Genomic DNA, 16479 nt, shown 5'->3' with positions numbered 1-16479 from the left:
CAAGTCGTACAACTTCGTCCAGGGAATCGAACGAGGATATAGACGATGGCCCACCCCTTCCTGCCGGTGACCGGCACATGAGCCTGGCATTCATCGATTTTCTCACCTATGTGCTGTTCGGCCTGAAGATCCTCGCGATCGTCCTGGCCTCGCTGATGTTCCTGCTCGGTCTGGATGACCTGTTCATCGACCTCTGCTACTGGGGCCGCAAGCTGATCCGGCGCTTTCGCATCTACGACAAGTACGAAAAAGCCGACGAAAAACGCCTGTTCGAGGTAGCGGAAAAGCCCCTGGCCATCATGGTCCCGGCCTGGAACGAAGTAGGCGTGGTCGGTGAGATGGCGCGCCTGGCAGCCTCGACCATCGACTACGAGAACTACCAGATCTTCGTCGGCACCTACCCCAACGACCCGCAAACCCAGGCCGACGTCGACGCGGTGTGCCTGCACTACCCCAACGTGCACAAGGTGGTCTGCGCTCGCCCCGGCCCCACCAGCAAGGCCGACTGCCTGAACAACATCATCGACGCGCTGCTGCGCTTCCAGCAGGACGCCGGCATCCAGTTCGCCGGCTTCATCCTGCACGACGCCGAAGACGTGATCTCGCCCATGGAGCTGCGCCTGTTCAACTACCTGCTGCCGAACAAGGACATGATCCAGATCCCGGTGTACCCCTACGCACCGGAATGGAAAGGCTTCACCGCCGGCCACTATGTCGACGAGTTCGCCGAAAACCACGGCAAGGACGTGATCGTGCGCGAGGCGCTGACCGGCCAGGTGCCCAGCGCCGGGGTCGGCACCTGCTTCAGCCGCCGCGCCATCAGTGCGCTGCTCGAGGACGGCGACGGCATCGCCTTCGACGTACAGAGCCTAACCGAAGACTACGACATCGGCTTCCGCCTGAAGCAGAAGGGCATGAAGTGCATTTTCGCCCGCTACTCCATCACCGACCCGGCGCTGACCCTGAAGCAGGAATGGCGCCCGGGCATGAGCCGCGAATTCTCCCAGGTGATCTGCGTGCGCGAGCACTTCCCGCGCGACTGGCAGCATGCTATCCGGCAGAAGTCGCGGTGGATCGTCGGCATCGTGTTCCAGGGCACCAGCAACCTCGGCTGGAGCCGCAAGGGCGCGCTCAACTACTTCCTCTGGCGTGACCGCCGCGGCCTGTTCGCCTACCTGCTGAGCTTCCTGGTCAACCTGTTGCTGCTGGTGTTGCTGGCCATGTGGCTGGTCACGGTGATTGCGCCGGAGTCGTGGCGCTTCATGTCGATCCTCAGCGACAGCTGGCTGCTGACCACCTTGCTATGGCTGAACGGGCTGATGCTGTTCAACCGCTTGTTCCAGCGCGCCTGGTTCGTCACCCGCTTCTATGGTATTGGCGAAGGGCTGCTGTCGGCACCGCGGATGATGTGGAGCAACTTCGTCAACTTCTTCGCCAACCTGCGTGCCCTGCGCCAGGTGATGGAAATGGGTGACTCGCGGCGCGTGGCCTGGGACAAGACCACTCACGAATTCCCCGCCATCGCCGCCCCCGCCCGCACGCCGCTGGGCCAGCGCCTGGTAGCCAAGGGCCTGATCAGCGACGAACAGCTGCAACAGGCGATCACCAGCCCGGTACGCCGGCGCCTGGGCCGCGAACTGCTGCTGCGCGGCTGGCTGAACAGCGAACAGCTGGTCGCCACCCTGGCCGAGCAGATGGACCTGCCCTGGGCACCGCTCAACCCGTTCAAGCTCGACCCGCAGCTGATCGCCAAACTGCCGCGCAAGCTGGCGACGCACTATGGCGTGCTGCCGGTGGCCGAAGACGGCGACACGCTGGTGCTGGCCAGCGAAAGCCCGGTCAGCCAGGTATCGCTGGGGGTAATCAGCCGCCACCTGAAGCGCCCGGTCAGCGCCCGCCTGGCGCCCCAGGGCCGGGTGACCCTGGGCCTGCGCTACCACTACCCAAGCCCCTGGCAGAAGCCGGAAACCCGCGACATGCTGGCCATCCTCGAGCGCCACCAGGACGACGAAGTGCTGCTGGAACAGGTCAGCCACCACCAGGTGATGCTCGGCGCCCTGCTACAGGTACGCGGCATGGTCCCGGTCACTTTGTTCAACCAGGCGCTGATCGACTTCGACCCGGAACACCAGAGCCTCGGCGAGCACCTGATTGCCCGCGGCATCATCACCGAGCAGGTGCTGCAGCAGGCCCTGATCGAACAGGCCAGCGAACAGCAGGCCGCCTTTGACCTGACCCGGGAGGTGGCATGAAGCCGCGCTTTTCCCTCACCTTCACTGGCTTGTTGCTGTGCTCCGCTGCCCTGCCCTGCGCCGCTTCGGCGCCGATGACCGACTTTCAGCGGTTCACCAGCTACCCGTTCATGGAGCGCAGCTACCGCGAAGCGAAGAAGGACAACTGGCCCGAGGTCGAACGCCTGACCCGCCACGTGCTGGGCCGGGTGCCGAACAACGACGAAGCCCGCGCGCTGCTTGTGGAGGCCCTGGCTCACCAGCGCCGCTACAAGGAGGCCGAAACCCTTGCCGAACAGTTGGGCGACAGCCCCGAATACGCCAACGCCCTGCTTGAACTGCGCCTGGCCTGGATCGAACAAGACCCGCCGCCGGCCAGCCAGGTGGAACAGTGGGTGGCCAGCAGCGACGGCTCCCACCGGGTGCGCCTGTGGCAGGCCTATAGCCTGAGCCTGGCCAAATTCGGTGGTGCCGCCAAGGCGCTGGACTGGCTCAACCATCTGCCGCCTCAGGGGGACGGCCAAGTGCTGCGCCTGGCCCGGGCCAATTTCGCCGAGCAACTGCGCAACTGGAAGGAAACCATCGAACAGCTGCAGCCGCTGGCCGACCAAGGCCAGTTGCCTGCGCAAGACTGGCAGCGCCTGGCCAATGCCTATATCCAGCAGGTGGATGAAAAAGGGCTGAACGCGCTGCTGCCCAGCGCCCCTTCCCCCGAAGCAGCCAACCAGGCCCGCCTGGCCATGGCCAACCGCGCCATCGCCGTCGGCCAGAACCAGCAGGCCCGGCATTGGCTGCAGGCACTGCCCGCCGCGCAGCTGAACCAGCCCGAGCAGCGCCAGCAACTGTGGGAGCTGGCCCGCGAAGGCGATGACGCGCCGCTGGTACAGCGCCTGAGCAACGAACTGCAACGCCCCTGCCTGGAAACCGTCGACTGGCTGTCGCGCCGCGACCCGGAGCTGGCGCGCGAGCAGTTCAAGGGCTGCACCGCCAGCACCGACCCAAGGGCCTACGCCGTGCTCAAGCAACGCCTGTACGGCGACCCGCCCCAGCCGCCGCAACCACGCACCGCCGCCGAATGGGAGCAGCGCTATCGGCAGAGCGGCGATATGGCCGCACTGGAGCAAGCCACCTTCCTGCTGATACAACAGGGCCATGGCGAACACGCCCGGCAACTGCTGGAGCAGGCCTACGACCGCCACCAGGGCCGCCTTGCACCGTCGCTGCTGCAGCGCCTGGGCAATCTGTATGCGCGCAACGACGGGCCGCTGGACAGCCGCCGCATGCTCGGCCTGATCCCTCGGGTCGACGCCAGTACCCGGGCCCAGCTGCTCGGCCGCCTGGCCGAGGCTGGCCAGTGCGATGCCGTGCGCCAGGCCGTACCGGCCACCCCGAGCGAGCCCGGCCAGTACCGCGCCTTGGGCCGCTGCGCCATGCCCGACCAGCCCGGCGAAGCGGTGGTCTACTACCAGGCTGCCGAGCGCCTGGGCGACAGCGAGAGCCGCTTGCCCCTGGCCTATGCCCTGGAAGCCGCTGGCGACTCCGAAGCGGCCCTGCCCATCTGGCGCACCCAGCCGGACAGCGCCTGGACCGACAACGCCCGCCTCACCGCCGCCCGTGGCGCGCTGAACGCCGGCGACGCACAAGCGGCCCGGCGCTATTGGGACGCCGCCGCGCACGATAGCGCCGACGACTGGGCCCTGGGTGCCGCCATCGCCCAGCGCCAAGGCGATTACCAGGCCGCGCTGGGCTTCCAGCGCCAGGCCCTGGCACACAACCCGCGGGCCGACCACTACTACGCTGCCTCCAGCACCGCGCAACTGGCTGGCGACAGTGCCCAGAGCAGCGCCTGGCTGGCCGAAGCCGTGCGCCTGGCCCCCGACCAGCCACGCTACCGCGCCGACTACGGCATGCGCCTGGCCAGCTCGACGGACAAGGCCCAGCGCCGCCAGTCGATCCCCTACCTGGAACGCGCCACCCACGACTTCCCCGAGGACTACCGCCTTGGCGAGACGCTGGCCTTGCGCTATGACGAAGCCGAAGACAGCGCTTCGGCGCGCCGCGAACTGCGCCGCATCCTCGATGTGGAGCAGGACCTGGTCGACGGCGACGACGAATACGGCAGCCTGGAAGCCCGCAAGTACCGCCAGCGCCGCGCCCACGAAAGCCTGTCGCGGCGCGACACCATCACCCTGGCCAGCACCTGGTCGCCGGCCGGCACCTCGACCAACGACAAGTTCCTCGACAATGGCCAGCGCAGCGGCACTTCGCGCCGCGCGCAATCGCAGAACGTGCAGCTGGCCATGTGGGACCACGCCCTGGGCGAAGAACCCAGCCGCAACGGCAGCACCCTGTCTGTGTATGGCCGCGTGCTGTTCGGTGGGCAAAGCCGCACCGACTACGCGCAAAGCATGGGTACCGGTGTCGGCCTGCGCTACAAGCCATTCGGCCAGGCCAACCTCAACCTGTATGCCGAGCTGTACCACCAGCGTCAGATCGACGAAGAGCACTATCGCGGGCTGAGCCTGGGCCAGCTGCTGAGCCCGGCCAAGGTCGGCGGCAACTGGGGCGACCTGCGTCACCATGCCGAATCGAGCAACGACCTGCTGTTGCGTGCCACCGCCTCGTTCCTCGACCAGGGCGACTGGCGCAACGACTGGCGGGTCGATGAAGACGACTGGAACGAGCGCTTCCTCTACCTCGACGCCGCCTGGTGGACCCGTGCCGGCGACCACGCCTGGCTGTCGCGCTACCAGCAGGGGCACGCCTGGAAGCTGCCGGGCAGCTCGCCGCAAACCATCATGCCCTATGGCTTTGTCGAGTTTTCCAGCCAGGACCCGAGCAACGACTGGCGCCAGGACGCCCGGGCCGGGGTTGGTGTGCGCTGGCAATGGTGGTTCGATGACGACCGCTACAACGCCTACCGCGGTTCGCTGAAAGTGCGTGCCGAATACCAGCAATCGCTGGGCGGCAATCTATACGAGCGCGCCAACGGCGTGCTGGTCGGTGCGGAGATGACCTTCTGATGCGTACGTTCCTGGCCCTCTGCGTGCTTGCCCTGTGCCTGCCAGCCAGCGCCGACCAGCGCCTGTTCTACCAACCCCTCAACCGCGACGCCAATGTCACCCCCGCCCAGTGGCAGCAACTGTGGCACGCCACCGTGGCCCAGGGCGGCAAGACCCTGATCGTGCAGTGGAGCGCCTATGGCGACAGCGATTTCGGCGGTGCCCAAGGCTGGCTGGCCGACAGCCTGCGCAGCGCGCGTGCCCAGGGCCTGCAACTGGTACTGGGGCTGTACATGGACCCGGCCTATTACCAGCGCATCGACGAGCTGGACGGTGAAGGCCTGAATAGCTACTGGAAGGCGCAGCTGGGGCGCTCGCTCAGCCAGTACCAGCAACTGCGCCAGGCGTGGCAGTTGCCGGTGGACGGCTGGTACCTGCCCATGGAACTGGACGACCATCATTTTCGCGAGGCCGAGCGCCGTGATGCCCTGCACACCCAGTTGCAGGCCTTCAACCGGCAGTTGGACAAGCCTTTGCATATCAGCGCTTTCAGCGCCGGCAAACTCTCACCGCGGGTCAATGCCGCATGGCTGGATCAACTGGCCGGGTTGGGCTTGACTGTGTGGTGGCAGGATGGCGCCGGGACCGGGCGCTTGCCCGCATTGGTGCGCCAGGGCTACGAGCAGGCCTTGCCGTGCCGGGTAGGCGTGGTGCGCGAGGCGTTCCGCCAGGTGAGCGCGCCAGGCCAGGCGTTTCGGGCTGAGCCTGCCCAGCCGAAGCTGACCGGCGGGTGCCATGCCGAGGCGGTGTTCGACCTGCGTTACCGGCCATGGGCCCGGGGTGTTCTGCCCACCAATTGAGTCTCCAGGCCCGGCCTCTTCGCGGGCACGCCCGCTCCCACAGGTTCCTGTCCCTGTGGGAGCGGGCGTGCCCGCGAAAGGGCCGGGCCAGGCATAGCAGTACTCACAGGAGCCCGAATGTTCAGGACCATCGAAGCCCACGTTCGCAAACAGGTCGCCCCCGCCGCCCTGCGCGCCGAATTCCGCCAGCACGAATTCGAGGCCATGCGCCCATTCTGCCTGTTGGTATTCTGCGTCAGCATCCTGATCTGGCTGGTCTTCGACCTGATCGTCAGCTTCCTCGGCGGCCAGGGTTTCACCTGGCTGTCCTATCTGTTCATCACCCTGCTCGGCGCCCTCACCGTGGTGCTGCGGTTCACCCGTCGCAGCCATCATTTCGATGTGCTCAACCTGCTGTTCATCGCCTCCATCACCCTGGGCATGCGCCTGGTGATCGAAGGCATCCCGGTGGCCCTGCGCCCGGTGTGGCTGGTGCTCGGGGTCTCCACCGTGCTGTATGCCGTGTCGGTGCTACCGGTGCGGCGCTGGTCGTTCTTCTGCGCCATGGCCATCACCTGGGTGGTGCTCAACCCGTTCTACCACACCCGCATCGGGCCGGACGAACTCGAAGGCGCCATGCTGATCAGCTACGCGGTGTTCCTCAGCGGCCTGGTCATCTACAGCTACCTGCAGATGCGCAAGGCCAAGCTGCACAACTTCTACCTGTCCAAGGTGCTGCTGGACCAGGCCTATGTCGATGCCCTGACCGAAATCCCCAACCGCCGTTCGTTCATGGCCCAGGCCGACCGCCATCTGCGCCTGGCCACGGCCGAGCAGTACCTGGCGATGATCGACATCGACAACTTCAAACGGGTGAATGACCGTTTCGGCCATGACGTGGGCGATGAAGTGCTCAAGCGCGTGGCCCTGCATATCAAGGCGAGCATGGCCGGTTACGAGTTTGCCCGATTGGGCGGCGAGGAATTCGCGATCTTTTTCCAGGGGCTGGATCAGCAAGGCGCCGAGCAACGGGTGGCGGCGCTGTGCCAACGGGTGCGCGAAGACGTTGGCGAGCACCCGGTGACTGTCAGCATCGGCCTGGCCCGGGTGGACCAGGGCGACAGCCTGACCAAGGCGCTGGTGCGCGCCGACCAGGCGCTGTACGAGGCCAAGCACAGTGGCAAGGACCGGTTTGTGCTGTGGTCTGCCCGGCTGGCAGAAAGTGATTAGCAGGCCCGGCCTCTTCGCGGGCTAGCCCGCTCCCACAGGGACCGCACCGGCTTCGAACCCTGTGAATGCCCTGTGGGAGCGGGCAAGCCCGCGAAAGGGCCGGTACAGGCAGCCCTTCACCCGGCAGGCAAGCGAATCCGGAACTGTGCACCACCCAGCGCCGACTGCGCCACGGTCAAGGTGCCACCCTGCCCCTCGATCGCCCGCCGGCTGATCGCCAAGCCCAGGCCAAACCCTCCGGTATTGCGGTCACGGCTACGGTCCAGGCGGTAGAACGGCTGGAAAATCCGCTCGCGCTCCTCCACCGGAATCCCAATCCCGTCATCCTCCACCGTCACCAGGCAGGCGCCATCGTCTTCCAGGCGCAAGCGCAGCAACAGGCTCTCGTCGCAGTAACGCATGGCATTGCGCACCAGGTTCTGCACCGCCCGTGCCGTCAGCCGTGGGTCCAGCACAAAACGCGGCAAATCTCCCTCGGCCCGCACCTCCCACTGGATACCCCGGCCATCGAGTTCCTCGGCAAAGCCGCCGAGTACACTGTCGACCAGCTCCAGCAACGACACCTCGACCCGCTCGCGGGCCTGGTCGGCGTTGTACAGCCGGCTGTAGGACAACAGCTCCAGCACCAGCTCATCCAGCTCACGCACATGCCCCACCAGTTCCAGCAGGCGCTTGCGGCTGGCCGGCGGCACTTCGTCGAACAGCAGCACCAGGCCGAAATCCAGCCGGGTCAGTGGCGTGCGCAACTCGTGCGACACCGCATTGAGCAGCTCGCGCTGCTGGTTGACGTGGCGCTCCAGGTCACTGGCCATGGTGTCGAACACCCCGGCCAGCTCACCGATGTTGGAGTGCGGCGAGATGTGCGTACGCTCGGCCATCTGCCCCTGGCCCAGGCGCCGGGCGGTCTCCTTGAGGCGCTCCAGGTCGCGCCAGTGCGGCCATACCCACAGCAGCAGGCAACCGAGCATGGCTGCACCGATCAGTACGGTCACGCCCCACGACAGCACGTTGATATCCAGCGGGTCTGGCGGTGAGTGCAGGCGCACCAGCCATTCCTTGTCCAACGGCGCCAGCACCGTCTCGTAGTAGCCCCATTCGGCGATGCGCACGGCGTACAGGCCATGCTCCAGGCGCGCCTGCTCGTCCTCGCTCAGGTCGGCCTGGTCCATGCGCAGCAGCTGCAGTTCCAGCGGCGCGAAATCACTGGCCAGCTCTTGCTCCACCGCCGGCCACTGCTCGCGCGGGGCCTGCCGGAACTGGCGCACGATCAGCGACTGCACGCCCTTGGCCTGGTCCAGGTTGTAGGCCATGAAGCGGTCCTGGAACAGGCCGACGATGGTGTCGGGGATGAACAACAGTGCACCGGCATAGGCAACGATGATCACCAGGTACAGCCGCACCAGAATCTTCAGCATGGGCGGTCAGCACTCCCACTCGACACGGCTGAACAGGTAGCCCTTGCCCCACACGGTCTTGATCTTGCGCGCTTCGCCGGCGTTATCATCGAACTTGCGCCGCAGCTTGGAGATGGCCACATCCACCGAGCGGTCGGTGCCGTTGAACTCGATACCCCGCAGTTGCTGCAGGATGCGGTCGCGGTTCAGCACTTCGCCGGCATTGCGCGCCAGTACCACCAGCAGGTTGTACTCGCCGCTGGACAGCTCCACCTCTTCGCCGCGCCAGCTCACGGTGCGCTCGGCCAGGTCGATGCGCAGGCCACCGATCAGGATCAGGTCGTTGTCCAGGCGCGGCTCGTTGACGCTGCTGCGGCGCAGCAGGGTGCGCACGCGGGCCAGCAGCACCCGCGGCTCGCAGGGTTTGGTCACGTAGTCGTCGGCGCCCATTTCCAGGCCCAGGACCTGGTCGTGGCTGTCGTCGCGGGCGGTCAGCATCAGGATCGGCAGGCCCTGCGACTCCTGGCGCAGCAGGCGGCACAGCTGCAGGCCATCGATGCCCGGCAGCATCAGGTCGAGGATGACCAGGTCGGGCTTTTGCCGGCGGTACTCGTCCAGCACATGATCGCCACGGGCGATCACCTGGACATGGAAGTCGTTGCGTTGCAGGTAGCTGGCGATCAGCTCGGACAGGGCGCTGTCGTCTTCGACCAGGAAAATATTCGGCATAGGCGCTTGGGAATCTGGGTTGGGGTAAGACCTCACCGGCCTCTTCGCGGGCTTGCCCGCTCCCACAGGGACCCAACAGCACTTGAAAGCTGTGCAGTCCCTGTGGGAGCGGGCAAGCCCGCGAAGAGGCCGGCACAGGAATACTCAGGATATAGAACACTACAGGCAGACAGGATTGTTCTTCACACTTTTTCACACTCGTCCTACAGGTATTAACAGCCACCCAAGGAACGCCTGCCGTAGCATACCGGTGGTCATCATCGGAAGATCCGTATGTCTACTACCCTCTCCCCACGCTTGCGCCCGTTGGCGCTTCTGGCGTTCCTGAGCCTGTCCCTGGCCGGCTGCGACGACAGCGCCGAACAGGAAGAACAGGCCCCCACCCCGCAAGTGCGGGTGGAAACCCTGCAACTGCAGCCACTGGCCATCAGCAGTGAGCTCAGCGGCCGTATCCTCGCACCGCGCACCGCAGAAGTGCGTGCGCGCGTCGCGGGCGTGGTGCTCAAGCGGGTGTACCGCGAAGGCAGCGACGTCAAGCAGGGCGATGTGCTGTTCCTGATCGACCCGGCACCGTTCAAGGCCGACCACGACAGCGCCCGCGCCACCCTGGCCAAGGCCAAGGCCACCCTGTACCAGGCACGCCTGCAGGAGCAGCGCTACCGCGAGCTGGTCGACGACAAGGCGGTCAGCCGCCAGGAATACGACAACGCCAAGGCCAGCTACCTGCAGGCCGATGCCGCAGTGGCCGAGGCCAGGGCCGCCCTGGAGCGCGCCCGCCTCAACCTCGGCTACGCCACCGTGACCGCGCCGATTTCCGGCCGTATCGGCCGCGCCCAGGTCACCGAAGGTGCGCTGGTCGGGCAGAACGAGACCACGCCACTGGCGACCATCCAGCAGCTGGACCCGATCCACGCCGATGTCACCCAGTCGACCCGCGAGCTCAACGCCCTGCGCCGCGCCCTGCGTGCCGGCGAGCTGCAGCAGGTCGGTGACGGCCAGGCCCGGGCCACGCTGATCCAGGACGATGGCAGCACCTACCCGCTGCCGGGCAAACTGCTGTTCTCCGACATCAGCGTCGACCCCAGCACCAACCAGATCACCCTGCGCAGCGAGTTCCCCAACCCGGACCTCGACCTGCTGCCCGGCAGCTACGTGCGCGTGCGCCTGGAGCAGGCCGTGCAGCCCAAGGGCCTGAGCGTGCCGCAGCGCGCCATCCTGCGCGACAGCGCTGGCGTGCCCAAGGTGCTGGTGGTCGACCCGCAGGCCCGGGTCAGCGACCGCCAGGTAGTACTGGGCAGCGCCCAGGGCGATCGCTGGATCGTCAGCGAAGGCCTGGCCCCCGGCGAGCGGGTGGTGGTCGAGGGCCTGCAACACGTCAAGGCCGGTGACCAGGTGCAGGTCGACAACGCATCAGGGGCATCGCCCATCGCACAGCACACTGGCCAGTGAGGGCCTGATTCATGCCGCAATTCTTCATCGACCGCCCGGTATTCGCCTGGGTGGTCGCCCTGTTCATCCTGCTGGCCGGTGCCCTGGCCATCCCGCAGCTGCCGGTGGCCCAGTACCCCAACGTGGCCCCGCCGCAGGTGGAAATCTACGCCGTGTACCCTGGCGCCTCGGCGGCGACCATGGACGAGAGCGTGGTCAGCCTGATCGAGCAGGAGCTCAACGGCGCCGACAACCTGCTGTACTTCGAGTCGCAGAGCAGCCTGGGCAGCGCCACCATCACCGCCACCTTCGCCCCGGGCACCAACCCGGACCTGGCCCAGGTCGACGTGCAGAACCGCCTGAAGGTGGTCGAGTCGCGCCTGCCGCGCCCGGTGACCCAGCAAGGCCTGCAGGTGGAAAAGGTCTCCACCGGCTTCCTGCTGCTGGCCACCCTCACCTCCGAAGACGGCAAGCTCGACGAAACCGCCCTGTCGGATATTCTCGCGCGCAACGTGATGGACGAGATCCGCCGCCTCAAGGGCGTCGGCAAGGCCCAGCTGTACGGTTCGGAACGCGCCATGCGCATCTGGATCGACCCGCGCAAGCTGATCGGCTTCAACCTCACGCCCAACGACGTGGCCGAGGCCATCGCCGCGCAGAACGCCCAGGTGGCCCCCGGCAGCATTGGTGACCTGCCCACCCGTGGCACCCAGGAAATCACCGCCAACGTGGTGGTCAAGGGCCAGCTGAGCACCCCGGAGGAGTTCGCCGGGATTGTCCTGCGTGCCAACCCGGACGGTTCCACGGTGACCATCGGCGATGTCGCCCGGGTCGAGATCGGTGCCCAGGAATACCAGTACGGCACACGCCTGAACGGCAAGCCGGCCACCGCCTTCAGCGTGCAGCTGTCGCCGGGCGCCAACGCCATGGAAACCGCCACCCTGGTGCGGGCGAAGATGCAGGACCTGGCGCGCTACTTCCCCGAAGGCGTCAAGTACGACATCCCCTACGACACCTCGCCATTCGTCAAGGTGTCGATCGAGCAGGTCATCAACACCCTGTTCGAGGCCATGCTGCTGGTGTTCGCGGTGATGTTCCTGTTCCTGCAGAACCTGCGCTACACCCTGATCCCGACCCTGGTGGTGCCGGTGGCCCTGATGGGCACCTTCGCCGTGATGCTGGCCATGGGCTTCTCGGTCAACGTGCTGACCCTGTTCGGCATGGTGCTGGCCATCGGCATCCTGGTCGACGATGCCATCGTGGTGGTGGAAAACGTCGAGCGGATCATGGCCGAGGAAGGCCTGCCGCCCAAGGAAGCTACGCGCAAGGCCATGGGCCAGATCAGCGGTGCGATCGTCGGCATTACCCTGGTGCTGGTGGCGGTGTTCCTGCCCATGGCCTTCATGCAAGGCTCGGTGGGGGTCATCTACCAGCAGTTCTCGCTGTCGATGGCAGTGTCGATCCTGTTCTCGGCGTTCCTGGCCCTCAGCCTGACCCCGGCGCTGTGTGCCACCCTGCTCAAGCCGGTGGCCAAGGGCGAGCACCACGAACGCAAGGGCTTCTTCGGCTGGTTCAACCGCCGCTTCGAGGGCATGAGCAACGGTTACCAGCGCTGGGTGATGCAGGCGCTCAAGCGCAGCGGCCGCTACCTGCTGGTATACGCGTTGCTGCTGGCGGTGCTGGGCTATGGCTTCAGCCAGCTGCCCACGGCGTTCCTGCCCACCGAAGACCAGGGCTACACCATCACCGATATCCAGCTGCCGCCGGGCGCCAGCCGCATGCGCACCGAACAGGTGGCGGCACAGATCGAGGCGCACAACGCCGAAGAGCCCGGCGTGGGTAACACCACCTTGATCCTGGGTTTCAGCTTCTCGGGCAGCGGGCAGAACGCGGCACTGGCCTTCACCACGCTCAAGGACTGGTCCGAACGCGGCGCCGACGACAGCGCCCAGTCGATTGCCGACCGCGCGACCATGGCCTTCACCCAGCTCAAGGACGCCGTGGCCTACGCCGTGCTGCCGCCGCCGATCGACGGCCTTGGCGAGTCGACCGGCTTCGAGTTCCGCCTGCAGGACCGCGGCGGCATGGGCCACGCCGAGCTGATGGCCGCCCGCGACGAGCTGCTGGCCAATGCCGGCAAGAGCAAGGTGCTGACCAACGTGCGCGAAGCCTCGCTGGCAGAAAGCCCGCAGGTGCAGCTGGAAATCGACCGCCGCCAGGCCAACGCCCTGGGCGTGTCGTTTGCCGATATCGGCTCGGTGCTGGATGTGGCCGTGGGTTCCAGCTACGTCAACGACTTCCCCAACCAGGGCCGCATGCAGCGGGTGGTGGTGCAGGCCGAAGGCGACCAGCGCAGCCAGGTCGAAGACCTGCTGAAGATCCACGTGCGCAACGACAGCGGCAAGATGGTGCCACTGGGCGCCTTCGTCCAGGCCAGGTGGGTCAGCGGCCCGGTGCAGCTGACCCGCTACAACGGCTACCCGGCGGTGTCGATTTCCGGCGAACCGGCGGCCGGCTACAGTTCGGGCGAAGCCATGGCCGAGATCGAGCGCCTGGTAGCCCAGCTGCCGGCCGGCGCCGGCCTGGAATGGACTGGCCTGTCGCTGCAGGAGCGGCTGTCCGGCAGCCAGGCACCGATGCTGATGGCGCTGTCGTTGCTGGTGGTGTTCCTGTGCCTGGCAGCGCTGTACGAAAGCTGGTCGATCCCCACCGCAGTACTGCTGGTAGTACCGCTGGGCGTGCTCGGTGCGGTGCTGGCGGTGACCCTGCGCGGCATGCCCAACGACGTATTCTTCAAGGTCGGCCTGATCACCCTGATCGGCCTGTCGGCGAAGAACGCCATCCTGATCATCGAGTTCGCCAAGAGCCTGGTCGACCAGGGCCTCGATGCCGCCGACGCCGCCGTGCAGGCCGCGCGCCTGCGCCTGCGGCCGATCGTGATGACCTCGCTGGCGTTCATCCTGGGCGTGGTGCCACTGGCCATTGCCAGCGGCGCCAGTTCGGCCAGCCAGCAGGCGATCGGCACCGGGGTGATCGGCGGCATGCTCAGCGCCACCTTGGCAGTGGTGTTCGTGCCGGTGTTCTTCGTGGTGGTGATGCGCCTTGCCGGGCGACGCCAGGCGGGTAATGCCGACACGCAGGCCGTGACCAGCGAAAGCTGACTGGACAAGCCCCGCGTGAAATGGGAGGGTTCCCGGCAATGACTGCCCGGAACCCTTTTTCATGCCTGATGCCCTTCCCCCCTGCTCCATCCTCATTCTCGCCGGTGGCCGCGGCCAGCGCATGGGCGGCCGCGACAAGGGCCTGGTCGACTGGCAGGGCGAACCGCTGGTGGCGCATGTGCAGCGCGTGGTACGGCCGCTCAGCGATGACCTGGTGATTTCCTGCAACCGTAACCAGCAGGCTTACCGGGCGTATGCCGACCAATTGGTGGGCGATGCCGAGGCGGACTACCCCGGGCCGTTGGCGGGGGTGATTGCCGGGCTCAAGGTGGCGCGGCATGAATGGGTGGTGCTGCTGGCCTGTGATGCACCGCTGGTTGACCGGGGGTTGATCGAGGACCTGCTAAGGCTGGCGGTGACCAGTGACAGTGCGGCCATGGTGCGCCAGGGTGGGTACTGGCAGCCGATGTTCAGCGTGCTGCCACGCCGGGTGTTGCCAGTGCTGGAGCAGGCCTGGGCGGCGGGCGAGCGGAGTTTGCAGAAGGCCTTACTGCGTGAAGCGGTGCAAGGGCTGGAATGTGCCGACGATGATCGCAGGTTGAGCAACTTCAACAGCCCGGAGTTGCTGCAAGGCTGAGGTCATCTGCTGCCTGTACTGGCCTCTTCGCGGGCACGCCCGCTCCCACAGGTATGTCACAGGTCTGACGGGTAGTGAATTTCCTGTGGGAGCGGGCGTGCCCGCGAAGAGGCCAGCACAGGCGACACATCACCCGGCAGACAGCTCCTCGCCACTGATCTCGCGCATGCGGAACTTCTGCACCTTGCCGGTCACCGTCATCGGGAACTCATCGACAAAGCGGAAGTACCGCGGCACCTTGAAGTGCGCTATCCGCGCCTTCGCCCACTCGCGCAGCTCCTCCGCACTGGCCGCATGCCCCGGGTGCAGCCGCACCCAGGCCACGATCTCTTCACCGTACTTGCTGCACGGCACGCCAATCACCTGCACATCAGCCACCGCCGGATGGGTGAAGAAGAACTCCTCCAGCTCGCGCGGGTAGATGTTCTCGCCGCCGCGAATGATCATGTCCTTGCTGCGCCCGACAATACGCACATAGCCCTGCTCGTCCATCACCGCCAGGTCGCCGGTGTGCATCCAGCCTTCCTCATCGATGCTTTCGGCCGTGGCCTTGGGGTTGTTCCAGTAGCCCAGCATCACGCTGTAACCCCGCGTGCACAGCTCGCCAATCTCGCCACGCGGCACGCTGTTGCCATCGGCATCGATCACCTTGTTCTCCAGCCGCGGCTGGGTGCGCCCGACGCTGGTCACGCGGCGCTCCAGGTCGTCGCTGGCGCCGGTCTGCAGCGACACCGGGCTGGTTTCGGTCATGCCATAGGCAATCTGCACCTCGGCCATGTGCATCTCGCCGATAACCCGGCGCATCACTTCGATCGGGCAGGTGGCACCGGCCATGATCCCGGTGCGCAGGCTCGACAGGTCGAACTCGCCGCGCTGGGGGTGGTCCAGTTCGGCGATGAACATGGTCGGCACACCATACAACGCAGTGGCCTTTTCTTCCGCCACCGCACGCAGGGTGGCCAGCGGGTCGAAGGCGTCGTTGGGGTAGATCAGGGTGCTGCCGTGGGTCATGCAGCCGAGGTTGGCCATGACCATGCCAAAGCAGTGGTACAGCGGCACCGGCACCACCAGCCGGTCATGCTCGGTCAGGCCCAGGCTTTCACCGACCATGTAGCCGTTGTTGAGGATGTTGCTGTGGCTGAGGGTGGCGCCTTTCGGGAAACCGGTGGTGCCCGAGGTATACTGGATGTTGATCGGGTCGTCGCAGCGCAGCTGTGCCTGGCGCTCGGCAAGGGCTTCGCGGCTGACGGCCGCGGCACGGGCCTGCAGGTCGTGCCAGGCCAGGAAGCCCGGCGGTGGCGCGACGGCCAGGCTGACCACACCGCGCAGTTCGGGGAAGCGTTCGCAGATCAGGGCGCCCGGCTGCCCGCCGGCCAGGCCCGGGACCAGGCCCAGCAGCATGGCGTGGTAGTCGGAGGTCTTGAACGCGTCGGCGCAGATCACCCAGCGGCAGCCGGACTGGCCGAGGGCGTAGTCCAGTTCGCTGGAGCGGTAGGCCGGGTTGATGTTGACCAGGATCGCGCCCACCTTGGCGCTGGCGAACTGGGTGATGCACCATTCTGCGCAGTTGGGTGCCCAGACACCGAGGCGGTCACCGGGCTGCACGCCCAGGGCCATCAGCGCACGGGCATGCTGGTCGACGGCTTCGGCCAGTTGCTGCCAGGTGTAGCGCAGGGCCTGGTGGCGGACGACCAGGGCGTCACGGTCGGGGAAGCGGGCGACGGTGGTGTCGAAGGCGTCGCCGATGCACTGGGTAAGCAGGGGTTTGTCCTGGTTGCCCTGGGAGTAGCTTGGCTGGGGCATGGGCGGTCTCTTGTTGTTCTTGTGT

At 66.6% G+C, this 16479-nt stretch carries 10 protein-coding genes; 7 read left to right on the top strand and 3 right to left on the bottom strand.

Features of this window, described 5'->3' with window-relative positions:
• Window positions 1-77 precede the first annotated feature (77 nt).
• The 4 genes from nrfB (at window position 78) to B2790_RS15115 (ending at window position 7302) form a co-directional block, all read left to right on the top strand.
• Window positions 78-2252: a cyclic di-3',5'-guanylate-activated glycosyltransferase NrfB gene (nrfB, locus tag B2790_RS15130; RefSeq protein ID WP_286919121.1), complete on the top strand. Its 2175-nt coding sequence runs from the start codon at window positions 78-80 to the stop codon at window positions 2250-2252.
• Window positions 2249-5254 carry a phage receptor gene (locus tag B2790_RS15125; protein ID WP_286919120.1) on the top strand — a complete coding sequence of 1002 codons (3006 nt, stop codon included), beginning with the start codon at window positions 2249-2251 and terminating at the stop codon, window positions 5252-5254. The genes nrfB and B2790_RS15125 overlap by 4 nt, the downstream gene beginning before the upstream one ends.
• Window positions 5254-6093 (top strand): DUF4434 family protein, encoded by an 840-nt coding sequence (locus tag B2790_RS15120; protein ID WP_286919119.1) that lies wholly within the window; start codon window positions 5254-5256, stop codon window positions 6091-6093. Before B2790_RS15125 ends, B2790_RS15120 begins: the two co-directional genes overlap by 1 nt.
• A 117-nt stretch (window positions 6094-6210) precedes the next feature.
• Window positions 6211-7302 carry a GGDEF domain-containing protein gene (locus tag B2790_RS15115; protein ID WP_286919118.1) on the top strand — a complete coding sequence of 364 codons (1092 nt, stop codon included), beginning with the start codon at window positions 6211-6213 and terminating at the stop codon, window positions 7300-7302.
• Between the two features lie 116 nt (window positions 7303-7418).
• On the opposite strand, the gene B2790_RS15110 is transcribed toward B2790_RS15115, so the two are convergent.
• Both B2790_RS15110 and B2790_RS15105 read right to left on the bottom strand, forming a co-directional pair.
• The gene (locus tag B2790_RS15110; RefSeq protein ID WP_013972839.1) at window positions 7419-8717 is read right to left on the bottom strand and encodes an ATP-binding protein; all 1299 of its coding nucleotides are present in this window, start codon (window positions 8715-8717) and stop codon (window positions 7419-7421) included.
• A gap of 6 nt (window positions 8718-8723) precedes the next feature.
• On the bottom strand, window positions 8724-9425 hold the full coding sequence (locus tag B2790_RS15105; RefSeq protein ID WP_003259958.1) for a response regulator transcription factor: 702 nt from the start codon (window positions 9423-9425) through the stop codon (window positions 8724-8726).
• A gap of 273 nt (window positions 9426-9698) precedes the next feature.
• Here B2790_RS15105 and B2790_RS15100 point away from each other — a divergent pair, with 273 nt between their 5' ends.
• The 3 genes from B2790_RS15100 to mobA all read left to right on the top strand — a co-directional run bounded on the left by B2790_RS15100 (window position 9699) and on the right by mobA (window position 14651).
• Entirely contained in the window at window positions 9699-10874 is a 1176-nt protein-coding gene (locus B2790_RS15100) for an efflux RND transporter periplasmic adaptor subunit (protein ID WP_286919117.1), read from the top strand.
• Window positions 10875-10885: 11 nt separating this feature from the next.
• Window positions 10886-14014 carry an efflux RND transporter permease subunit gene (locus B2790_RS15095; protein ID WP_286919116.1) on the top strand — a complete coding sequence of 1043 codons (3129 nt, stop codon included), beginning with the start codon at window positions 10886-10888 and terminating at the stop codon, window positions 14012-14014.
• Between the two features lie 61 nt (window positions 14015-14075).
• Complete coding sequence (gene mobA, locus B2790_RS15090) at window positions 14076-14651, top strand: molybdenum cofactor guanylyltransferase MobA (RefSeq protein WP_085665539.1); 576 nt, start codon at window positions 14076-14078, stop codon at window positions 14649-14651.
• Between the two features lie 129 nt (window positions 14652-14780).
• Here the strand turns inward: mobA and B2790_RS15085 are convergent, their stop codons facing one another.
• Window positions 14781-16454, bottom strand: coding sequence for a fatty acid CoA ligase family protein (locus tag B2790_RS15085; RefSeq protein ID WP_286919115.1), 1674 nt, complete (start codon window positions 16452-16454; stop codon window positions 14781-14783).
• Window positions 16455-16479: the final 25 nt, after the last annotated feature.

The organism is Pseudomonas sp. UBA6753, assembly GCF_002453565.1.
Classification (GTDB): Bacteria; Pseudomonadota; Gammaproteobacteria; order Pseudomonadales; family Pseudomonadaceae; genus Aquipseudomonas; species Aquipseudomonas putida_Z.
This window is presented reverse-complemented; position numbering and strand designations above follow the sequence as displayed.